General features: G+C 69.8%; 16 protein-coding genes. 8 read left to right on the top strand and 8 right to left on the bottom strand.

Translation table 11 applies throughout. The features are described from left to right. Positions 1-7: 7 nt before the first annotated feature. Both ABZX79_RS25515 and ABZX79_RS25510 read right to left on the bottom strand, forming a co-directional pair. The gene (locus tag ABZX79_RS25515) at positions 8-409 is read right to left on the bottom strand and encodes a PIN domain-containing protein (RefSeq protein WP_355262055.1); all 402 of its coding nucleotides are present in this window, start codon (positions 407-409) and stop codon (positions 8-10) included. Further along, positions 406-657, bottom strand: a complete 252-nt coding sequence (locus ABZX79_RS25510; RefSeq protein WP_355262052.1) for a hypothetical protein — start codon at positions 655-657, stop codon at positions 406-408. Before ABZX79_RS25510 ends, ABZX79_RS25515 begins: the two co-directional genes overlap by 4 nt. Positions 658-783: 126 nt before the next feature. Between ABZX79_RS25510 and mqnC the strand changes: the two genes are divergently transcribed. Continuing rightward, positions 784-1,980: a cyclic dehypoxanthinyl futalosine synthase gene (mqnC, locus tag ABZX79_RS25505; protein WP_355262049.1), complete on the top strand. Its 1,197-nt coding sequence runs from the start codon at positions 784-786 to the stop codon at positions 1,978-1,980. Between the two features lie 21 nt (positions 1,981-2,001). Further along, positions 2,002-2,643, top strand: coding sequence for a hypothetical protein (locus tag ABZX79_RS25500; RefSeq protein ID WP_355262046.1), 642 nt, complete (start codon positions 2,002-2,004; stop codon positions 2,641-2,643). Between the two features lie 25 nt (positions 2,644-2,668). Here the strand turns inward: ABZX79_RS25500 and ABZX79_RS25495 are convergent, their stop codons facing one another. From ABZX79_RS25495 to ABZX79_RS25470, 6 genes are all read right to left on the bottom strand, one after another. Then, positions 2,669-3,643, bottom strand: coding sequence for a DUF3152 domain-containing protein (locus ABZX79_RS25495; RefSeq protein ID WP_355262043.1), 975 nt, complete (start codon positions 3,641-3,643; stop codon positions 2,669-2,671). Then, entirely contained in the window at positions 3,633-4,487 is an 855-nt protein-coding gene (locus ABZX79_RS25490; RefSeq protein ID WP_355262040.1) for a hypothetical protein, read from the bottom strand. The genes ABZX79_RS25495 and ABZX79_RS25490 overlap by 11 nt, the downstream gene beginning before the upstream one ends. 9 nt (positions 4,488-4,496) lie before the next feature. Continuing rightward, entirely contained in the window at positions 4,497-5,042 is a 546-nt protein-coding gene (locus tag ABZX79_RS25485) for a SigE family RNA polymerase sigma factor (RefSeq protein WP_355262037.1), read from the bottom strand. 67 nt (positions 5,043-5,109) lie between these two features. Continuing rightward, positions 5,110-5,379 (bottom strand): LuxR C-terminal-related transcriptional regulator, encoded by a 270-nt coding sequence (locus tag ABZX79_RS25480; RefSeq protein WP_355262034.1) that lies wholly within the window; start codon positions 5,377-5,379, stop codon positions 5,110-5,112. 273 nt (positions 5,380-5,652) lie between these two features. Beyond that, on the bottom strand, positions 5,653-6,618 hold the full coding sequence (locus ABZX79_RS25475) for a hypothetical protein (protein ID WP_355262031.1): 966 nt from the start codon (positions 6,616-6,618) through the stop codon (positions 5,653-5,655). A gap of 114 nt (positions 6,619-6,732) precedes the next feature. After that, entirely contained in the window at positions 6,733-7,146 is a 414-nt protein-coding gene (locus ABZX79_RS25470) for a peptidase inhibitor family I36 protein (RefSeq protein WP_355262028.1), read from the bottom strand. 272 nt (positions 7,147-7,418) lie between these two features. Between ABZX79_RS25470 and ABZX79_RS25465 the strand changes: the two genes are divergently transcribed. From ABZX79_RS25465 to ABZX79_RS25440, 6 genes are all read left to right on the top strand, one after another. Then, the gene (locus tag ABZX79_RS25465) at positions 7,419-7,961 is read left to right on the top strand and encodes a hypothetical protein (protein WP_355262025.1); all 543 of its coding nucleotides are present in this window, start codon (positions 7,419-7,421) and stop codon (positions 7,959-7,961) included. Positions 7,962-7,991: 30 nt separating this feature from the next. Next, on the top strand, positions 7,992-9,515 hold the full coding sequence (locus ABZX79_RS25460; protein WP_355262022.1) for a peptidoglycan-binding protein: 1,524 nt from the start codon (positions 7,992-7,994) through the stop codon (positions 9,513-9,515). Continuing rightward, positions 9,512-10,201 carry an ABC transporter ATP-binding protein gene (locus ABZX79_RS25455; protein WP_355262019.1) on the top strand — a complete coding sequence of 230 codons (690 nt, stop codon included), beginning with the start codon at positions 9,512-9,514 and terminating at the stop codon, positions 10,199-10,201. The genes ABZX79_RS25460 and ABZX79_RS25455 overlap by 4 nt, the downstream gene beginning before the upstream one ends. An 86-nt stretch (positions 10,202-10,287) precedes the next feature. Further along, entirely contained in the window at positions 10,288-11,445 is a 1,158-nt protein-coding gene (locus ABZX79_RS25450; protein WP_355262270.1) for an ABC transporter permease, read from the top strand. A gap of 72 nt (positions 11,446-11,517) precedes the next feature. Then, entirely contained in the window at positions 11,518-12,213 is a 696-nt protein-coding gene (locus ABZX79_RS25445; RefSeq protein WP_355262016.1) for a demethylmenaquinone methyltransferase, read from the top strand. A gap of 46 nt (positions 12,214-12,259) precedes the next feature. Next, the gene (locus ABZX79_RS25440; RefSeq protein WP_355262267.1) at positions 12,260-13,171 is read left to right on the top strand and encodes a glutaminase; all 912 of its coding nucleotides are present in this window, start codon (positions 12,260-12,262) and stop codon (positions 13,169-13,171) included. Positions 13,172-13,399 lie beyond the last annotated feature (228 nt).

The following is a 13,399-nucleotide window of genomic DNA, read 5'->3' as shown; positions in this document are numbered from 1 at the left end:
GCGCCGGTCAGATGCCGACCAGGTGTACGGCGCGTCCGCAGAGCTTGCGCATGTCGTCGGTGTCCGAGGTCAGCATGGCGACCGGTCCCGCCTGGCGCAGCGCCACTTCCGCGACCATCGCGTCGATGGCGTACTTGTGGCCGTGCAGGTTCGCGTGCCTGAGGATTCTGGAAGCGGCGCGGGATGCCTGCTCGGTGAGTGGTTCGATCTTGATGCCGGAGAGCAGCCAGCTCAGCCGCGCCATGTCTGTTTTGGCGTGAGTGACCTCGATGATGGTGGCAGCACTGATGACCAGGTCGGCGCCGCGCTCTTGGAACCGCACGATGTGCGCCGAGACCTCGCGGTCGCGGGAAATCCACCCCGACAGGCCCTCGCTGTCGAGGACGACGGTGGAGAAGAGCAGGGTCACGCCGCCTTGGTCCCGGTTCCGCCCGACGCGGACGTGCCGTCGATGTTGGCGTCAGCCCGCGCCAATTCCTCTTCGGTAAACGCGCCGTATTCCTCCTGGTACTGCGCCATTTCCTGCGCGACGAACTCTCTCCGGAGCTGCCGGGCAACGGCATCTGCGACGTACCCGGAAACGTTGTCGGTCTTCTTCTTGAGCGCTTCGACCTGCTCGGCAGGGAGCGTGATGGTGACGCGTGCTGTGTCGGCCATACGGTGAGCGTACTGCGATGCACGCCACGCCCGCCACGTCAACGTCAACCGGGTGCCCGAAGCTCACCCGAGGGGCTGGCGTAGGCTGGGCCGGTCCGTCCACACCCTGCCGAAAGGGACACTCCGGTGACTGAGAAGGCCGACCTCACAGCCGTCCTCGACCGCGCCGCTGAGGGTGGGCGGATCACCCCGGAAGAGGCGCTCGACCTCTACCGCCACGCGCCGCTGCACGCCCTCGGGCAGGCCGCCGACGCCGTACGCCGCCGCCGCTACGCCGGTACCGAGCGCATCGCGACGTACATCATCGAGCGGAACATCAACTACACGAACTCGTGCGTCACCGCGTGCAAGTTCTGCGCCTTCTACGCCGCGCCCAAGAGCGACAAGGTGTGGACCCGCGACCTCGACGACATCCTGCGCCGCTGCGCAGAGACCGTCGAGCTCGGCGGTACGCAGATCATGTTCCAGGGTGGCCACCACCCGGACTACGGCGTCGAGTACTACGAGGAGCACTTCGCCGCGATCAAGGCGGCGTACCCGCAGCTCGTCATTCACTCGCTGGGTGCCTCCGAGGTCGAGCACATGGCGCGGATCTCGGGTGTCAGTGCTGAGGACGCCATCCGGCGCATCCACGCCGCAGGTCTCGACTCCTTCGCCGGCGCCGGCGCCGAGCTGCTGCCCGAGCGGCCGCGCAAGGCCATCGCGCCGCTCAAGGAGTCCGGCGAGCGCTGGCTGGAGATCATGGAACTCGCGCACCGGCTGGGTGTCGAGTCGACGTCGACGATGCTCATGGGTACGGGCGAGACCAACGCCGAGCGCATCGAGCACCTGCGCATGATCCGCGACGTACAGGACCGGACGGGTGGCTTCCGCGCCTTCATCCCGTACACCTACCAGCCGCAGAACAACGCGCTGAAGGGCCGGACGCAGGCCACGCTCTTCGAGTACCTGCGCCTCCTCGCCGTCGCGCGCCTCTTCCTCGACAACGTCGCGCACATCCAGGGCTCCTGGCTGACGGTCGGCAAGGAGGTCGGCCAGCTGTCGTTGCACTACGGCGCGGACGACCTCGGGTCGATCATGCTGGAGGAGAACGTCGTGTCGTCGGCCGGGGCGAAGCACCGGTCCAACCGGATGGAGATCATCGATCTCATCCGCAGGTCCGGGCGCGTGCCCGCGCAGCGCACGACGACGTACGAGCACATCCTCGTGCACGACGACCCGGCGAACGACCCGGTCGACGACCACGTGGTCTCGCACCTGTCGTCGACGGCCATCGAGGGTGGCACCGCGCACCCCGAGCTGAAGATCCTCAGCACCAGCTGACCCGACTGTCAGGGAGCCGAGTTGCTGACGATTCACGCCGCCGACCTGGTCGTCCCCGTCGCCGGGGAACCGGTCGAGCGGGGCGCGGTCGCCGTCGACGGGACGACGGTCGTCGCGCTCGGCCCGTACGACGAAGTGGCCGCCGCCCGGCCGACGGCCCGCGTCCGTCGCTGGCCCGGCGTTCTCACCCCCGGACTGCGCAACGACCGCGGCGGCTTTCTGCTGGAGCACGCTTATTTCCCCGAGGAGCCGGGCGAGTTCGACGAACTCGGACGGGACCCCCTCACCGGCGACGCCTTGGCCGCGCTGCGGATGACCGAGGCCCGCTGGGGCAACAGCGCGCGCCGCTGCACGCAGAAACTCCTGGCCCATGGCGTGGTCGCGGTCACCGGCCCGCTCCTGATTCCGGCCGTCCGCCAGGCGGTGCACCGGGCGGGACTCACGGTTACCGGCACAGCCACAGGCACCGGCATCGGTACGGGTCTCGACCCGCTGGCCGGCGGCGTCCCGCTCGCCTCCGTGGCCGCCTCTCCGCTCACCGTCGGCTCCCGCGCCGACCTCGCGGTCTTTGACGTACCGGACGAGCCGGCCCTGCGGGCGCGCGGGGCCGGCACGTGCGTCGCGACGGTGCTGGGCGGCCGGTTGGTGCACCGGCGGCGCTGAGCCGCCGGGCGGAGCCAAGGGGCGGTTACGGCACGCTGGGGCCGCCCAGGTAGCGGCCGTTCTGGTCGTACGGCCAGGCATTGGCCACGCACCCTTGCAGGCCCTTGATCTGCTGCATCATCGCGGGCGCCGGGCGGCCGGGCCCCGGGCAGGTCTCGTGGCCGCGGCCCAGCCAGTGGCCGACCTCGTGGTTGATGATCAGGGCGCGGTACTCGGAGACCGGTCCGTCGAACTGCGGGGAGCCGAGCTGCCACCGCTTGAGATTCACCATGACCTTCTCGCCGCCGCGGCAGTTGACCTCGCCGTGGGTGTTCAGGCCGTACGAGCCGCACAGCCGGTCGGTGGTCGTCGGGGTGGCGACGCGGATCACCAACCCGGCCGAGTCGTCGGCGACTTGGCGGAACGAGTGGGTGCCGCCGTACGCCCAGCCGCGCGGGTCGGCGAGGATGCCGGCGATGTCCTCGGCAGCCTGGTCCGGGTCGACGCCGATACCGTCCTCCACCTCCACGCGGTAGCGGCTGCCACCGCCGGTGGCGGAGACGCCCGCGCGGGCGACGGTGAACGTGCCGGGGCCCGAGGCGGGCACGGCCGACGGCGGGGTGGAGGCAGTCGCGGTAGCGGTGGCGGTCGGCGACGGCTTGGGTCTGGGCGACGCCTTGGCCTTGGGGGAGGCGGCCGGCGACGTCCTCGGCGCGGGCGGGGACGGAGTGGCGCGCGCCTGGACGCGCCCGTCGGCGGCCGGCGCTTCGGACCCCGCCCCCGCCCACGGCAGGTCCAGGAACACCGCCCCCGCGACGACCGCGGCCACGAGCACGAGCGCGCCGAGACCGTCCCGGCGCCGACGGCGCGTCCGAGTCCGCTTCCCCGCCTGCCTGCGCTGTGCACGCCCCGGGGAACCCGATCGTAAGGAGGAGGAAGCAGAAGAAGGAGTAGAGCTGACCGGCACGCGTATGCGGTACGTGTCCTCGTCGGCGTCTCGTACGGACTGGTCAGCCGCCATGGGTCGATCCGCTCTCGAGTACGGGATGGTCGTCGGCGTACCGCACCAGCTGCTCGAACCGCTTGTTGTCCACGGCGCGCACCAGTTGGGTGACCGACACCGGGGCCGGCTCGCCCGACGACTCCTGCGGGGAGACCGTCAGCGAGACGGCGCTGTCGCCGTACCGGTACTGGACGGAAACCTCCAGGGCATTCCGCGAGTTGACCGGCATCCGGTACGCGTTGGCGGTGGTCCCGTCGGCCAGGGTGACCCGATCGCAGCGCAGGCCCTTCTCCGGTACGCCCTTGCACGCGCGCAGTGAGCCGCCCGGCTCGGCGCGCACCGTGAAGCGCACCGGGAAGATCTTGCCACCCGTCTCGCCCTGGTAGAGACGGACGTCGCTGTCGAGCGGGCGGATGGTGCCGACCGCGGCGGGGAGCAGGTCGTCGAGGACCACGGCGGCCTTTTGCTGGAACGCGGTGAGCCGCTGCTGTTCGGCCTTCGGCAGCAGGGTGCGGGCGAACGTCTCGCCGGGGCTCGGCTCCACGTGCACCGGGGTGCGCTCCGGCGCGGGGCCGGCGGCCGGCGGGCCGGGGGGCGCCGCCGGGCCGGTGTCCGGGCCGGGACGGGCCCACGGGGTCAGTACGGACATGGTCAGCGCCACGGCCGTCACCACCCCGAAGACGCTCCCGGCCACCGCCAGCCGGGCCCGCGCCCGCCGCCGGCGGCCCAGGCGCACGGCTCCCGGCACCAGGTCGGGCAGCGGCGGGAGCATCTCGGTCGCCCGGCTCATGGCGTTCTTGAACAGCGCGTCCGGCGGGTCCGGCAGGTCCTGCTCGGGGGTGTGATGCAGGTTCGTATTCATGGCCGGTCATCAGCTCCCGGTGGCGTAGACATGCGCGTCACCCAGCCGGGTGCGCAGCCGGGCAAGGGAGCGTGAGCACTGGCTCTTCACGGTGGACTCGCTGCACCGCAGCAGAGAGGCGACCGTTTCGACGCTCAGGTCCTCCCAGTAGCGCAGTACGACGATGGCCCTCGCCCGGGGCGGGAGTTCGTCCAGCACGGCGAGGAGCGTGACCCGCAGGTCCGAGTACGGCGCCGGGTGGGGCTGCGTACGGGGAGCGGTGCGGGTGTGCGCCAGGAGGTCGCGCAGGGTTCGCCTGCGCTCGGCCACGAAGGTGCGTACCAGCACGGTCTTGGCGTAGGCGTCGAGGTTGTCGGCGGCGCTTGCCTTGCGCCAGTGCTGGAACAGCTTGGCGAGCGTGGTCTGTGCGAGGTCCCGGGCGCCCTCCGGGTCCCCGCACAGCAGGTAGGCCGTCCGGTACAGCCGCCGCTGCCCGACTCGTGCGTACGCCTCGAAGCTCGCGGTGTCGCGGTCCGAGGCCTCGGCCCCCGGGCCGGTCGCCGTCCCTGCCGGCATCCGCCCGCCCCCTCTCGCTGGTCCTGCCCCGGTTGCTCCGAAGCTCCGGGATCTGCTCCCACCCCCTTCAGAGCGCGCTCGCGTCGGAAAGGTTGAAAGCGGATGTCGAGCACTTCGGCAGCTTTGCGAAAGCTTGCGCGCAGGAAGTGCAGAGGGCCGGAAGTCCTCTGCGGTGCAGGGCGGAGAGTAAGCAGAGCCGCAGCCTTGTCAGGCCGCCGAGTTTCGCGCGGATATTGGCAATGTGAAACTTCACCGTCCGCGTACTGATGTTCAGGTCGGCCGCGATTTCCTCATTGGAAGGCGCGCTGTGCAGGGCGGCGAAAACCTGCTTCTCCATGGGCGTGAGATGGCGCAGAGGAGTTGGCGCGAGGAGGGTCAACGACGCCCGTTCGCAGGCGACATCATGGCTCCGACCAGCGCAGACAATACAGTGAACCGTCATGATCCCCCCCAGGACGTTGGCTCAAAAGCAGCGGAAATCTAACACGGGGGGGTGAGAGCCCCGGCTGTAAGTCCGCAATATGGGCGGGCCGGGAAGGTGCGTCAGGAGACGAGTTGGGCGGCTTGTCCGAGGTGGTCCCGGGGCTGCTTTTTCAGGCTCTTGTGCTTGTTATGAACTGAGCGAGGCGGCGAGCTTGAGCCGGTCCTTGAGTTGCTGCTTGGCCAGGTTGAGGGTCTCGGCATTCTTGTTGATCTGCCGGTTCTGGTAGGCGGACTGGACCGCGAAGTAGACGCCGACGAGGTTGACCTTCTGCTTGCAGGCGACGTCGGCCTTGGCGGCGGTGATCGCGGCGGGGGAGGAGAGGGCGTCTTCGGCGATGCCGAGGTCTTCGCGGGCGTCCATCGGGTCGACGGCCGTGTGGCCCTGCTTGGCCATGCACTCGGACCAGCGCTTGTTGACGGCCTTCACGCGGGAGTCCTCGCGGGACTTCGACTCGGCCTCGGACTTGAGATTGAAGACGTACAGCGCGTCCACGGCGTTCGGCTCGGGAGCGTACAGCTTGAGGAATGCCTCACGGCTGCAGCCGCCGAGCGGCACTGCCTTGCCGTTGATCTTCTGCTTGCTGCCGCCCTTTTTCTCGGCCTCCGCCTGGCTCTTCGGGATGTCGGCCGGTACCAGGTCGGGCGCGCCGTGCAAGGCGAGTTCCTCGGTCTGGGTGAGAGTCTTCGACGTCTTCGCCGGCGGTTCGGGCTCACCGGGGGAGCCGTAGCCGTACTGTGCCGCTTCCTCCGGGTCCACCAGCCCGAAGATCCGCGAGTTCGGGCCGTTCGCCGCCTTCGTGGCGGGCCGCTGCGGGGGGCTGTAGGAGAAGCCGAAGCGTTCCATGCACTGGCTGACGAGCGTGTTCTGGCCCCGCTCGACCGCGTCTCGCTCCTGCTGGGTGGCTTCATAGGCGTCCAGGGGGAACTCCAGGCCCACGGTCGCCGACATCGTGGGGGTGGCCTTCACCTCGGGTTCCGACTTGTCGTCTTTCTGTCCCACGTCGGCGGTGGAGGAACAAGCGGAGAGGAGCAGAGCAGCGCAGACCACACCTATCGAACGGTGGATGTGGCGCGAGCCGGAGAGCGGGAGCATGCGGATCCTTCGGGCGACCGGGTTGTAGGATGCGGCAACCGCTGTTCTGCCCGGCGCTTACGGGCAGAACAGCGGTTGCTTTTTTCACCGGCGGGGTCGTTCCCCGCGGCCTGATCAGAGGGTGTAGTACGCCGAAGAGATCTCGTTCTTGAACGTGGCGGAGGCGTTGCCGTAGTAACCGGACGGCAGCGAGCCGCGGACGCCGCCGCGGTTGGCGTCGGTGTACACGTACCAGGTGTTCGAGTCGCGGTTCCAGTACGAGGCGGTGTTGTCGTTGGTGGACTGCCCCGAACCGGCGCAGCTACCGACGAACTTGTCGTCGTAGAAGTTGGAGTCGCTGACGTACAGGTCGAAGACGCAACCGCCGAAGTCGGAGTTGTAGTAGAGGCCGAACTCGCCGGTCTCCACGACGCCGTTCTTGTGGGTGGCGGCCGAGGCCGTACCGGCCGTCGCGAGGGTCAGGCCGGTGGCGGCGGTGGCTGCCAGGGCGATGCCGGCGAGGCGCCGCGTAACGGTGGAACGAGACATTTTCGCTTCTCCTTGTGTGGTGCTTGAGTTGCTTGTGTTGCTGCTCGAACACGAGCGGTAGCAATTCAATGAGGCGCACCAAGGGGTGTCTACTGTCCCCGGAGACAGTTGTTGTGGGCTTGCGCGCTCTGTACCGTCGGTCGCCTGAGCAGCACTTACGCACCATCAAACTGCCGATTCCAGGCATCTGTTGGTTGCCCCGGCCAGTCACCCCCGCTGCTGTCAGGGGGTCGGCCCCTCCCCACCGTTGTCCCTCTCCCGGGAGTTCCCGTATGCGCTGTGTCCCTGCTGTCACCAGAACTGCCGCGGCGCTGCTGCTGGTGTCCCTCGCCGCCGTTGGCTGCTCGAACGCCACGCAGGGTGGGACCGGTGAGACCCCTGACGCCGACCGGCCGAAGGCCAAGTCCCCGACGAGCGGTGCGCCGCAGGCCGTGGTGAGCGATGAGACGCGGGCGTACTTCGACTGCCTGAAGGACAACGGTCTGACCCTGGAGACGACCGACGGCGGAGAGCTGCGAGTCGAGAAGGGCACGAACAGCGACGCGAAGACCATCGCGGCGGAGAAGAAGTGCGTGGACCTCCGCCCGGCACCGACCGTGTCCGCCCTGCCGAAGGATCAGCTGGCGAAGGCCCGCGAACTGAGTGCGTGCATACGGGAGAAGGGGATCAAGAACTACCCGGACCCCGACAAGAACGGCAACGTGCAGCTCAGCGCCGAGCTGGCCAAGTCGCTCAAGGCGAACCCCGACTTCCCCAAAGCGGAGCAGGAGTGCCAGCCCGACTCCAGCGACGGCGACACGGTCGTCGGCGGCTGACGCGGCCGGATCCGGAGAAGGCTGCTGCGCATGAGCGAGAACAGTGAGATCAAAAGCGCGGAAGAGGGGCGGGACGGCAGCCTGGGCAGGCGACGCCGCTGGGTGATCGCCGTCGCCGTCGGCGCGGCGGTGCTCGCCACCGCCGGGGTCGGCGCCTCCATGGTGATCAAGTCACCGGCGCAGGTGGCGGCGGAGGCGGACGCGCCCCAGGAGGATGTGCTGACGGCGACGGTGGAGCACCGCGTTCTGGTGTCCTCGGTGATCACTCGCGGTGAGGTGAAGGCGGGACAGTCCGTGAACGTCTCCCCGCAGGTGTCCGGCGGCGGTGAGGGCGCCGCGGCCGGACCGGTGATCACGAAGATGGCGGTCAAGGCGCAGGACGTCCTCAAGAACGGCCAGGTGCTGCTGGAGGTCTCGGGCCGCCCGGTGTTCGTACTGAAGGGGAAGCTGCCCGTCTACCGGGACCTGCGCCCGGGCAGCACGGGCGATGATGTGAAGCAGTTGCAGAAGGCGCTGCGCGACCTGGGGCACGGCACGGGCTCGGACGCGAACGGCACCTTCGGCGCGGGAACCAAGTCCGCGCTCAACTCCTTCTACACGGCCGTCGGTTACGACCCCTTGCCCGCCCAGGACGACGACGGCGAGGCACTCAAGGCCGCAGGCGACACGGTGAAGTCCGCCGAGCGCGCACTGGAGGACGCCAAGGACGCCCGGGACGCGGCGAACAGCGGCTCGGACGGCGGCTCGGACGGCGGTGCGGACGGCGACGCGGAGGGTGGCGCGGCCGGGGATGAGGCCGCAGCCACTGACGCCGGTACGGGCAGCGATCTCCAGAAGTCCGTGGACCGGGCGGCGGAAGACCTGCGCGACGCGCGGACGGCGTACGCCGAGGCGCAGGCCAAGTCGGGCCCGATGTTCCCCGCCGGTGAGGCGGTGTTCCTGGAGAGCTTCCCGGCCCGGGTGAACGCGGTCCAGGGGTCCGTGGGAAGCAAGGTGTCCGGGACGGTGATGACCGTGTCGGCGGGCAAGCTGATGGTGCAGGCGTACGTACCCGAGTACCAGAAGGGGCTGCTGCGCGCCGGCCAGAAGGTGCAGATCTACTCGGAGCTCAGCGGGGTGTCGGCCCGCGCGAAGGTCTCCTTGGTGGCCGAGACGCAGACCGTTCCCGGACAGAACAGCAGCGGCAGCAACTCGGGCGGCGGCCAGGGAAGCGGTGAGAGCAGTGGCGGCGGGGGCGGCGCGTCCTCCGGCCAGTCCGGCTACCTGGTGCAGATCACCCCGGACAAGGCCCTCGACACGCAACTGACCGGCCAGGACGTGCGGTTGACGATCGAGGCGGCTTCCACCGGCGGCAAGGCCCTGGTGGTGCCGATCACCGCGATCACCTCGGGTGCGGACGGCAAGACGGTGGTGACGGTCGTCAGCAAGTCCGGGGGAGAGAAGCGGGTCGAGGTACGGCCGGGGACGACCGGCGACGGTTTCGTGGCGGTCGTACCTGCAGAGAAGGACGCCCTCGCGGCGGGCGACAAGGTGGTTACCGGGGTGAAGAAATGACCGCACCGGTCATCGAGTTCCGACAGGTCGCTCTCACGTACCCCGGCCCCCCGCCGGTCGCCGCCTTCCGCCCCTGCGACCTGGTGATCACCCAGGGCGAGTTCGTGACGGTGGTGGGCCCATCGGGGTCCGGCAAGTCGACGTTCCTGAACATCGCGGGCCTCCTCGACGCGCCCACCTCGGGGACGTACCTCCTCGACGGTCTGGACACCGGCGCGATGAAGGACGCCCACCGCACCGCGCTGCGCGGCCGCCGGATCGGCTTCGTCTTCCAGTCCTTCCATCTGCTGCCGCACCGCAGTGCTCTGGAGAACGTCACGCTGGCCATGGTCTACAGCGGTGTCGCCCGCAAGGAGCGGCGACAGCGGGCGAAGGAAGCACTGAGCCGGGTCGGACTCGGCCACCGCGTCGACACCCTGCCCACCCGCTTGTCCGGTGGTGAGCGGCAGCGCGTGGCGATCGCGCGAGCCCTGGTGTCCAGGCCTTCCCTTCTCCTCTGCGACGAACCAACAGGCAATCTCGACACGGCAAACGCGCAGTCGGTACTCGAACTGCTCGAGGAGCTGCACGCCGACGGGATGACCGTCCTGGTGATCACTCACGACCTGGAGGTGGCGGAGCGCGGCGCGCGTACGGTCACCATCCGGGACGGTGTGCTGCGCGAGCGAGACGAGGCGGTGGCATGATCCGCCGCCTGCCTCGCCGGGATACCCGACCGGTGGAGCCCTCGGTGCTCTCCCTCACCGACCTGCTGGCCGAAGCGCTCGCCGGAATGCTGCAGCGCCCGGCCCGTTCGGCGCTGACCGCGCTGGGCACGGTCCTTGGCGTAGGCACATTCGTGGCCATTCTCGGCCTGACCGCGACAGCTTCCTCTCAGATCGATGCCCGCTTCAACTCACTGACGGCCACTGAGGTTTCGGTCGAAGACGTGGCGTCGGAGCAGAGTGAGTACGCCGGTCCGGCCTTCCCCGAGGACGCCGATGCCCGGGTGGAGAAGCTGAACGGCGTACGCAGCGCAGGGGTGTACTGGCCGGTGCGGCTGGATGCCGCGACCACCGTGCGCTCCGCCCCGGTGGGCGGCGCGGCCGGCGGCTCGCGGGCCGAGGTGGTCGCCGCGTCCCCCGGCGTACTCGAAGCGGCCGAGCCCACCCTCGCCCAGGGGAAGCTCTACGACGACCTGATGTCGGAGAACGGCGAGTACGTCGCCGTCATAGGCTCCGGCGTCGCCTCCCGCCTGGGTATCACCACCCTGGAGACCCGGCCCGCCGTATTCGTGGGCGACCAGCCCTTCACCGTCACCGGCATCATCGAGGACACCGAGCGCAAGGCCGACCTGCTCCTTTCGGTGGTCGTCCCGCGCACGACCGCCGAGAAGATCTGGGGCCCGCCCGAGGGCAGCGGAGCGATGATGCTGATCTCGACCGAGCTGGGAGCCGCCCAGCAGGTCGCCAAGCTGGCGCCCACCGCACTGCGCCCCGACCACCCCGAGTACCTCAAGGCCGTACCCCCACCGGACCCGAAGATGCTGCGCTCGGGCGTGAGCGGCGACCTGAGCCAGCTGTTCCTCCTCCTCGCGGCGATCTGCCTGGTCATCGGCGCGGTCGGGATCGCGAACACGACCCTGGTCGCGGTTCTGGAACGTACCGGCGAGATCGGCCTTCGACGCGCGCTGGGGGCACGCGGCAGGCACATCACCGTGCAGTTCCTCGCCGAGTCCGGGGCGCTGGGAGCCCTGGGCGGCCTGATCGGCACCTCGCTGGGCGTGCTCACGGTGGTCGGCGTGGCCCTGGCCCGCGACTGGACCCCGGTCGTACACCCCGCCGCCGCGGCGGCGGCCCCGGTGATCGGCCTGGTCACGGGCGTACTGGCGGGGCTTTACCCGGCGTGGCGCGCCTCCCGTATCGAACCCGCCGAGGCGCTGCGCCGCTGACGGCGGAGGCTGTGCGGCGGATCGCCGGGCCTGCGCGGCCGCTGCCGCGGCGGGCCCGGCACAATGGACGGCGTGACCCGCGCATCCCTGAACAAGAAGCCCGCCGAAGTCGCCTCGATGTTCGACGAAGTGGCGGAACGCTACGACCTCACCAACGACGTCCTCTCCCTCGGGCAGGACCGGATCTGGCGCAAGGAGGTCGCCAAGGCGGTGGACGCCCGTCCGGCCCAGAAGATCCTGGACCTGGCCGCCGGAACCGCCACCTCCTCGCAGCCTTTCGCGCAGGCCGGGGCGTACGTCGTGCCCTGCGACTTCTCGATCGGCATGCTGCGCGTCGGCAAGCAGCGCCACCCGTGGATGCCGTTCACGGCGGGCGACGGAACGAAGCTCCCCTTCAAGGACGACACCTTCGACGCCGTCACGATCTCCTTCGGCCTGCGCAACATCCAGGACACCGACGCGGCGCTGCGCGAGCTGTACCGGGTGACGAAGCCGGGCGGCCGCGTGGTGATCTGCGAGTTCTCGCACCCGACGTGGGCACCTTTCAGGACCGTGTACATGGAGTACCTGATGCGCGCGCTGCCGCCGGTAGCGACCGCGGTCTCGTCCAACCCGGACGCGTACGTCTACCTCGCCGAGTCCATCCGCGAGTGGCCCGACCAGCCTGCGCTGGCGGCCCGCCTGCAGAAGGCCGGCTGGTCGAAGGTCGCGTGGCGCAATCTGACGGGCGGGGTTGTGGCCCTGCACCGCGGCACCAAGCCGCAGTAGGCAGCGGTAGGCCGTGGTAGGCAGTGGTAGGCAGGGGTAGTCCGTGGTGAACTACCAGTCAGTCCTGGAGCGGATCGCGCAGGACGTCGCACCGCAGCTCGGCGCCGGCAAACCCGCCGAGTACATCCCGGCGCTCGCCGCGGTCGACCCGCGCCAGTTCGGCATGGCCATCGCGGATGTCGACGGCAAGGTGTACGGAGTCGGGGACTGGCAGCGCCCCTTTTCCACCCAGTCGATCACCAAGGTCTTCACGCTGGCGCTCGTACTGGCCGCGGGCGGCGACGACCTGTGGGCGCACGTGGGCCGCGAGCCTTCCGGCAACCCGTTCAACTCCCTGGTGCAGCTGGAGTACGAGAACGGGATCCCGCGCAATCCGTTCATCAACGCGGGTGCGCTGGTGGTGACGGACCGCCTCCAGACCCTGACGGGCGACGCGAGCTCGGAACTCCTGGAGTTCCTCCGCGAGGAGAGCGGGAACCCGGACCTGGCCTTCGACCAGGAGGTAGCGGACTCCGAGTCCGCCCACGGCGACCGCAATGCGGCCCTGGCGCACTTCATGGCGTCGTACGGCAACATCACCAACCCCGTCCCCACTCTCCTCGACCACTACTTCTGGCAGTGCGCGATCGAGATGAGCTGCGCGGACCTGGCCCTGGCGGCGCGCTTCCTGGCCCGGCACGGGCTGCGGGCGGACGGCTCGCGGCTGCTGACGCGCAGCGAGGCGAAGCAGATCAACGCGGTGATGCTGACATGCGGCACGTACGACGCGGCAGGCGAATTCGCCCACCGCGTCGGACTGCCGGGCAAGAGCGGAGTGGGCGGCGGGATCGTCGCGGTGGTACCGGGCCGGTGCACGCTGTGCGTGTGGAGCCCGGGGCTGGACGCGCGCGGCAACTCGGTGGCGGGGGTGGCGGCCCTGGACCGCTTCACGACTCTGACGGGGTTGTCGGTTTTCTAGCCCTTCGGGGTTGACCGGGGTCCGTGACCAAGGCTTGCTTCTGGGGGTTTCGGGCCGTCCCGAGCGCTCGAGTGTCGGTGGGCCGTGACGCCGCGTCAAGGGCGCTCCCTGCGGTCGCGTCGCTGCGCGATGTGCCTTCGGCCCACCCTTGACCCGCCGCCCCGGCCCACCGCTAACGCTTATACGGGGACGGCCCAAAGAAAAACGCCCTGCACGGGGGCTGGGGGA

Origin of the sequence: Streptomyces sp. NPDC002994 (assembly GCF_040611155.1) — a bacterium.
Classification (GTDB): Bacteria; Actinomycetota; Actinomycetes; order Streptomycetales; family Streptomycetaceae; genus Streptomyces.
The sequence above is the reverse complement of the archived record's forward strand: the minus strand, read 5'-3'. Positions and strand labels throughout refer to the sequence as shown.

Excerpts from the sequence above, each read along its gene's own strand:
- ABZX79_RS25450 (WP_355262270.1), top strand. The coding sequence starts at position 10,288 with ATGCTGCAGCGCCCGGCCCGTTCGGCGCTGACCGCGCTGGGCACGGTC.
- ABZX79_RS25480 (WP_355262034.1), bottom strand. The coding sequence starts at position 5,379 with ATGGAGAAGCAGGTTTTCGCCGCCCTGCACAGCGCGCCTTCCAATGAG.
- ABZX79_RS25485 (WP_355262037.1), bottom strand. The coding sequence starts at position 5,042 with ATGCCGGCAGGGACGGCGACCGGCCCGGGGGCCGAGGCCTCGGACCGC.
- ABZX79_RS25470 (WP_355262028.1), bottom strand. The coding sequence starts at position 7,146 with ATGTCTCGTTCCACCGTTACGCGGCGCCTCGCCGGCATCGCCCTGGCA.
- ABZX79_RS25510 (WP_355262052.1), bottom strand. The coding sequence starts at position 657 with ATGGCCGACACAGCACGCGTCACCATCACGCTCCCTGCCGAGCAGGTC.
- ABZX79_RS25455 (WP_355262019.1), top strand. The coding sequence starts at position 9,512 with ATGACCGCACCGGTCATCGAGTTCCGACAGGTCGCTCTCACGTACCCC.
- ABZX79_RS25490 (WP_355262040.1), bottom strand. The coding sequence starts at position 4,487 with ATGAATACGAACCTGCATCACACCCCCGAGCAGGACCTGCCGGACCCG.
- ABZX79_RS25495 (WP_355262043.1), bottom strand. The coding sequence starts at position 3,643 with ATGGCGGCTGACCAGTCCGTACGAGACGCCGACGAGGACACGTACCGC.
- ABZX79_RS25475 (WP_355262031.1), bottom strand. The coding sequence starts at position 6,618 with ATGCTCCCGCTCTCCGGCTCGCGCCACATCCACCGTTCGATAGGTGTG.
- ABZX79_RS25460 (WP_355262022.1), top strand. The coding sequence starts at position 7,992 with ATGAGCGAGAACAGTGAGATCAAAAGCGCGGAAGAGGGGCGGGACGGC.
- ABZX79_RS25465 (WP_355262025.1), top strand. The coding sequence starts at position 7,419 with ATGCGCTGTGTCCCTGCTGTCACCAGAACTGCCGCGGCGCTGCTGCTG.